The sequence below is a fragment of the Hydrocoleum sp. CS-953 genome, from assembly GCF_002260545.1.
Lineage (GTDB): Bacteria > Cyanobacteriota > Cyanobacteriia > Cyanobacteriales > Microcoleaceae > Trichodesmium.
In genome coordinates, this window is sequence record NZ_LGSU01001090.1 from 1 (window position 1) to 6,681 (window position 6,681).

Consider the following 6,681-nt stretch of genomic DNA (forward strand, 5'->3'; position numbering starts at 1 on the left):
TCTGAGTCGAGATAGTTATATCACCCCCATCCCCATAAGACGAAGAGTCAACCGACTGGGTATTGATATCACCAGTCTGAGTCGAGATAAAAATATGCCGAAAACCATTATGCTTCAGTATATTCACAGTCATCCACAAGAATCAGAACGTTTATTAGGTATCAAGTATGAACAGCTAGAAAAGTTATTAAAACAAGCAGAAGAACTTCACAATAATAAGTGAGAAATAGCCACAGCTAAAAAAGTTAGAATAATTGCTTCTGGTGGTGGTAGGTCAACTAAATTATCTATACTCAGAACAAATAATTTTAACCTTAACTTATTTAAGACATTTGACAACTTTTCAACTATTAGGAATTCAATTTGGAGTCAGTGAAACTACTGCCAATAATATCTTTAATTATTGGTGTCCAATAATTGGTAAATTGTTACCACCAAGTCTGCTATAACAGGTACAAAAAACTCAAGTGACAAAGAAATTTTCTCCGAAATTTTAACAAAATACGAGTTAATCACAGATAGCTATGAACAGGGTATAGAAAGGCTAGAAAAATATGAAAAACAAAAAGAATATTACTCAGGAAAGAAACAAAGTCATACAAGAAAAAGTCAGGTAATTGTGTTACCTAATGGTAAAGATATTGTTGACATCGAAGCTGGAAAACCAGGCAAAACAAGTGATATAAATTTTTTTCGTGAAACCCAAGAAAAATTCCATCAAGAACAAAAATTTACCGGGGACAGAGCTTATGTGGGAGAACCAGCAATAAAAACACCTAAAAAAAAGCCCAAAAATCAAGAATTAACCAGTAAGGAAAAGTCTGGGTCAGGAAGAGCTAGCATCTGAAAGAATTTTTGTAGAACATATAATTAGATTACTAACAATATTTCGGGTAGCCCAAGAAAGATTTAGGCTAAATCCTGATAAATATGCACAAATAATAACGACTATTTGTGGTCTGGTTAGATTACGAATAGGTACATTTATTTTGTAGTAGCAATTGCTCCTTAGTATCCATATAAATCAGTTGACTTTCAGGGTTACTTACCTTGAGAGTTTTTAATAGTAAGTATCTATAATACTCATTTTAGTGTAAAAATCAACTATCTTAGATAAGTGGCGTTGGCGGAGCCTAGCGGCAGCTACATCGATCCCCAAAAGATAGTGATAATAAGCGTTTGACTATTTCCGGAGATGTCTAATAGGTAAGAGTTAAAGGGAATATAGCCGATTAGTAAATACATAAAGAATTTTGTCTACCTACTTATACCAATTACCATGCATTAATGCTATACTTCAGCTTGACTTCAGAAGTTAAATAGTTAGCAAGATTCAAAGTCTTTTTTTGACAATTATTAGTCGGTTAGTATAGGTTTTTCCTACTTTTAACAACTCCTCCAACCTCCCACATTCCTACACTTCCCCACCCAATCATATATAGCATTCATGCATGAGAAATGGTATTATTAATTCTCTGTTGCCTGTTGCCTAAAGTCTTAAAATTTTGTACCTCACTAACTCCAAAACTCCTGTAAGTTTCGTTAGGTGATATTGCCAACCCAACGCTCCGCCATCGCAAGTTGACATATTCGACTTGACGTCGGTTGCATTATCCTAGGGCTTCAAGTCCTACATTCACCTGAGAGGCCAATTTCGACTCTGATTCAAATATCTGGCCTAACAGTTCATCCCCCTGGAGATGCTGCCACTCCAACTCAATGGGGTTTATCTCCAAACAGTAGGGAGCCAAGAAGAACAAGTACAACCCCTGCATTGCAAACTAGGGAGTTTCTTCTTTACTGCCTCATAGCACAAAAAGAATCCTATACTTCATCAAGACTTCAGTTATTAAGTAATAAGTAAGCTTCAGTTATTTTTTTAACGATTATCCGCATTAAGCTAAGATATCTTATATCTCATAACTCTACTCCCTCCGACCTACTCTGTACTTTTAAGGAGATGTAGCAACAATGGAGAATTTGGTATTACTTGTGTGAATTGAGCTATTATCAAGTGTAATCACCCAAATTTCATCACTACCTTGGTAAAAGTAAGGTGAAAAAATAATATATAAGGGGTGCAGTAAAAACATAACTGTCAGTGCGGTCAAGAATTCCTCCATGTCCAGGTATCAGTTTTCCAGAATCTTTAACACCTGCATCTCGTTTCATCATGGATTCAGTTAAATCTCCAAGTAGACTAGCAATGCCTACTATTAAACCCAAGACAGCACCTGTCCAAGGTAAACCAGGCCAATCTAAGTACCAAGAACCTATTGTAGCGACTCCTACACTACCTAAAACTCCAAATACTGCACCCTCCACAGTCTTTTTCGGGCTTATTTCTGAAAGTCTAATTCGACCAAAGAACTTTCCGACAAAATAAGCCCCTATATCAGCAGCCCATATACAACAAAAACCAAGTAGAGTAAACGTTAAGCTCGAAGGCCAACTCAAAGGGTCTATCCATGAAATATGCTCGTAGTTTTCTAAGGTTATTTGGGATGTCTGTAATTGAGCTTCAAGTCCCACTCTGAGTCTGATCCAATAGCTGGGTAAATATCCACCATAAAATAGACCTAAGATTGATGATGCTATGTCAGCTATAGTTGCTAATTTTGGCTGAAATAGTAGATAAAAACAAATTATGGTTCCTGCCAATGTAAATATGGCATCTACTAGGTTAGGATTTAGAGCTGCTACTACTAGCATGACTTGACTTAGTGCTAAAGTAGTTTTGGCTGCTGGGGCAATACCTTTGGCACGAGCTAGTTGAAAATATTCAAGTTGCCCCAGGTAAACTATGACTCCCATACCTACTGTAAACCACCATCCCCCAAAAATAATCATTCCCAGAGCTACAACGATTGCTACAAATCCACTAATTATTCGAGATAAAGACATAATATTATTAACTTAAAACTTAAATTTTACACTCTCCACCACTACTAACCCTCTGTTTATAATTATTTCTGTTGCAGCTAGATCTAAATTAATTCTATATACACAGTTGCTCCAGGTATGTTTTCTTTCACAGATCTTTTTTATTAATTTTATCATATTTATGAGTTTCTTGATAGGTATACTTATTATCAAATTTTTTATAAAATTAACCTCATTTTCAGTAAATATCAGGGAATATCTCATTGATAAACTAACCTATCCAACTATCTAGATATTTAATACTACTTTGAAACAAGAATGCTACAAAAAGGTGCATCTAGATCGCAGATAGTTAGAGCTGCTATAATTGATTTGAGACAGCTATATCTATCATTTTTCCTTTTTTTTTCAATAGATTTCTCCAACTTTGGTCTTCAGTCTTCCCTCTTCCTTGATTCTACCATTTGTAACAAATATTTATCACTCTTGGTATAAGTATTCAGCCTGCAGCTAGCCTTTTACAGAAGAACTACGTTATCAGCTACGACCTATGAGTTATTAACTAATTGTTCTGGAAAGAGAAATTAGTCTTCAATATTACGGCTTTTGCTTGCAAGAGTACTTTGATGTCTTCATGCAGGATTAAAAAATCATCAGCATAGCGTATTAAAGATAGGCTGTTTCGTTGATCTCGTTTTGCCATTATTCTTCGGCTCGGATATTTGAGAGGAAGTTTTTCAGTAAATTCAGATAACCTTTCTTCCATACCGTGTAGGGCGATGTTTGCTAGTAGGGGACTGATAACCCCTCCTTGTGGTGTACCTTCGAGAGTGTCTAGGAATTGATTATTGTCAAATACTCCGGACTTTAACCATTGTTTAATTAGTCGCTTATATGGAGATTGACCTATTTTTCCTAGCAGTGCATCATGGTTAATTCGGTCAAAACACTTGGATATGTAAGAGCATTTATTACAGCAGTTTTCAAATGGATAAACCACAGTCGATTTGCACTGGGGGCATAATCAAAGACTTGTATTCGGTTGCAACTTGAGGATGTAGAGCTTTGAAACTAGCCTTTGCCTCCTGAGTTCTGTACGGGCGTTTTGCTGCGCGACATATAAAGCGGAGCTTTGCGTTAGCACATGGCCAGCAAGCCCCTACGACTCCTGACTCCTACAAAAGTTTTGTGGTTTACTCAACTGAAAAGCGCTGTAATCCTTTGTTGGCGGTACGATTGCATTCCTCTTTGTCTTGATGCAGTCGCTCATGGGGGAAACCCCCTTTGGCGGCGCTGCATCGCTTTACTCTTTTCGGTGAAAAGGTGACTTGATTTTTCTCACCTTTTTTGTACACTGGAATAAAATCATTATCTATAAAACTTGATGCGGAGGTATAAGATTCTTCTGTAAGAATTACATTTATCTCTACCATCTTGGCTTTATAAGATAACATTTCAATTAATTTATTATAGGGAACAGATACAAAATTTTGATTATTTATTTTCCCTAAATTGAGCTTCTGCTTCCACTCTTCATTGTGCCCAATTATCAGAGTTCCTCTGCATCTGATTAATTAAAGTATCAATAATCAAACGAGATGCAATATGCAAGGTAATCATTGATTTTAAATTCTCTTTTTAACATAAGCTTTTTCAGTAGCCGACTTGATTGATTTTCCCGGAGTTGAGATTGTAGGAAGCTTTTAACTTTGTTATAGTATTGATTTATAGATTTTAACGGTCTGCCATTGATCACTCTTGGGTTTAATTCCGGCACCCTTAAAACTTAATGTAGCTAAATTGTTTAATCCAATATCAATACTGGCATAACTATTTTCCTCTAGCTCGTATTGTTTTTCGCATTTCTCATATTTATCATAAACTACCTCAATTACATAATGGTTAAGTCTAGGGACGAGACGAACTTGTTTAAGAGCGTGAAGTAGGTACTAATGTTTTTAGATAAATCCCAGTTTTACTTAGATTAATAATTCCTTGTTTTAATTGCCTTTTGCTGATAGCTTGTCTTGTATAAACTACAATATTTCTTCATCTTATTTTATTTTTATATCCCGGAAGACGAGGACGAGCATTAAACTTTGATGGGTTTTGTTTATAAGCTTCGTTCGCTACTAAAAAGCAATTCATGTGTTTCTATCTAAAATCATCAATATTTGTTGAGAGACTTTAGCTGGCATTGCTTGATAGTCTGATTGAGTAGAGAGTGTTTTTTGTAGGTGATAATAGTCATTCTGGAGTATTTTCAAATATAAAAGACTGACGAACTAAATAATTAGCATGAGTTATAGAGATTTTTAGATAAGAAACACAGTCGGTCAATTTCAGCATAAAACCGATGTTGGGATTGAATAATATGTCTCTCAACTAATTTCATAAATCAAAGGATTAAAATTACGATTAGGCTCTGAACATTTATTAGTTTTTATGATTATTGAGTCGGGAATTAAGTGCCAATTTCATTGTACCATTAAACATCATGTCCTTCAGTTATTAAATTTTGTCAAATACTTAGTAGCTTTTTTGTACAAATAAACAAAGATATTTGACATTATTTGACTACATAAGACTATATTTATGTAGAAAGTTTATTATACCAGCTTCACCAATTTGATATTCAGTCTCATCAGTGTGGCCTATGCGGTCAACCCAAGAACAGGGCAGGTGGAATTTCACCACCAAGGATATAAGAGTTTTCACAGCTCGAAGCTATTCACTTCATGTCATGACCTGGAAGGCTAAATATACCTGCTTTTCAGTAGTCTTGGTTAGCCAACGAGTCGCACCTTTATTCCTAGATCAATACCAATTTGTTTGGTTACTGGCTTAAGTTTTAAATCTCTGGTATCATTAACTCTCAGACATACAGAGCATCTACCACTTGGATCAAGTTTGATAGTAATTGTACTAGGTTTACAACCTACTGGTAGTTGTCTGATCCATCTCATGGGTAATGGTTCTGCACATTTGGCTAAATAGACTTGGTCATCTTTCCATCTGAATGCTGATGAGCGTAAATTCAGCACTACCACCATTCCGCTTTTTCTTGAAGTTAGGATATTTAGTTCTTCCACTAAAAAAGTTAGTGAAAGTTGTTTGCAAATGTCTTAAACCTTGCTGCAATGGAACACTGTTTATTTCTTTTAGAAAATCTAAATCTTCTTGTTTTTTCCAGTTAGTAAGCATAGTTGAGGTTTGTTTGTAGCTTACTCGCTCTTTGTTCTCATACCACAATTGAGTTCTTGCAGCTAAAGCATTATTGTAAATTAAACGTACACAACCCAAAGTCATTCGCAACAGACTTTCCTGTTCCGGGGTAGGGTAAAACCTAAATTTGTAGGCTTTTTCAACCATTCACTTCACTGCTTACTTATTCAATGTTTACATTTAAACAGATTATCTGTAAAACTGCAACATTGGTTGGTTTTCCCATCTCTCAGCTCCCCTGCGGGAGAGCGCGGGTCTTCAACCAACATCGAGATAAAATATTATTGGCTAATTTTCCAAGTTGACTAAAAAATAAGGTCAATAACTTCTTTTTTTAAGGAGATGAAAAAAATCTACCTCAGTATTTCAAGTCTCTGGTTTTAGTCAGAGGTACTTACAACTGAAATGGCTACCCAATTTAATCTATATAATATTATTCTATTGTTAATTTTCTTTACTTGAAGCTGAGGAAAAAATTAATTTATTTTTTCTCCACTCAAAATAAATATAGGATTAATTGCTGCGAAGGTTTGATGTATTCCTCTCGTCTCCAGACGATTTACTGCCGACTGC

The 6,681-nt window shown here is 35.4% G+C and carries 7 protein-coding genes and 3 pseudogenes; 4 read left to right on the forward strand and 6 right to left on the reverse strand.

The window, feature by feature from the left end; genetic code table 11:
* Nucleotides 1-223, forward strand: a pseudogene (locus tag AFK68_RS41905) (hypothetical protein); the annotation flags it as partial.
* On the opposite strand, the gene AFK68_RS43505 reads toward AFK68_RS41905, so the two are convergent.
* The gene (locus tag AFK68_RS43505) at nucleotides 208-339 is read right to left on the reverse strand and encodes a hypothetical protein (protein WP_256386586.1); all 132 of its coding nucleotides are present in this window, start codon (nucleotides 337-339) and stop codon (nucleotides 208-210) included. The pseudogene AFK68_RS41905 and the gene AFK68_RS43505 overlap by 16 nt on opposite strands.
* Here AFK68_RS43505 and AFK68_RS41910 point away from each other — a divergent pair.
* The 3 genes from AFK68_RS41910 to AFK68_RS43510 all read left to right on the forward strand — a co-directional run bounded on the left by AFK68_RS41910 (nucleotide 333) and on the right by AFK68_RS43510 (nucleotide 995).
* On the forward strand, nucleotides 333-449 hold the full coding sequence (locus AFK68_RS41910; protein ID WP_246844233.1) for a transposase family protein: 117 nt from the start codon (nucleotides 333-335) through the stop codon (nucleotides 447-449). The genes AFK68_RS43505 and AFK68_RS41910 overlap by 7 nt on opposite strands.
* 86 nt (nucleotides 450-535) lie before the next feature.
* Nucleotides 536-847, forward strand: a complete 312-nt coding sequence (locus tag AFK68_RS41915; protein ID WP_256386583.1) for a transposase family protein — start codon at nucleotides 536-538, stop codon at nucleotides 845-847.
* Between the two features lie 37 nt (nucleotides 848-884).
* On the forward strand, nucleotides 885-995 hold the full coding sequence (locus AFK68_RS43510; protein WP_256386584.1) for a hypothetical protein: 111 nt from the start codon (nucleotides 885-887) through the stop codon (nucleotides 993-995).
* A 1,042-nt stretch (nucleotides 996-2,037) separates the two neighbouring features.
* Here the strand turns inward: AFK68_RS43510 and AFK68_RS16435 are convergent.
* The 5 genes and pseudogenes from AFK68_RS16435 to AFK68_RS41920 form a co-directional block, all read right to left on the reverse strand.
* Complete coding sequence (locus AFK68_RS16435; protein ID WP_094673719.1) at nucleotides 2,038-2,904, reverse strand: phosphatidate cytidylyltransferase; 867 nt, start codon at nucleotides 2,902-2,904, stop codon at nucleotides 2,038-2,040.
* Nucleotides 2,905-3,445: 541 nt separating this feature from the next.
* Entirely contained in the window at nucleotides 3,446-3,883 is a 438-nt protein-coding gene (locus AFK68_RS16445; RefSeq protein WP_094673721.1) for a reverse transcriptase/maturase family protein, read from the reverse strand.
* A gap of 193 nt (nucleotides 3,884-4,076) precedes the next feature.
* Entirely contained in the window at nucleotides 4,077-4,454 is a 378-nt protein-coding gene (locus tag AFK68_RS39085; RefSeq protein ID WP_210407447.1) for an IS200/IS605 family accessory protein TnpB-related protein, read from the reverse strand.
* 1,236 nt (nucleotides 4,455-5,690) lie between these two features.
* Nucleotides 5,691-6,255, reverse strand: a pseudogene (locus AFK68_RS16460) (RNA-guided endonuclease InsQ/TnpB family protein); the annotation flags it as partial.
* A 329-nt stretch (nucleotides 6,256-6,584) separates the two neighbouring features.
* Nucleotides 6,585-6,681: pseudogene (locus tag AFK68_RS41920) on the reverse strand (precorrin-6B methylase); the annotation flags it as partial.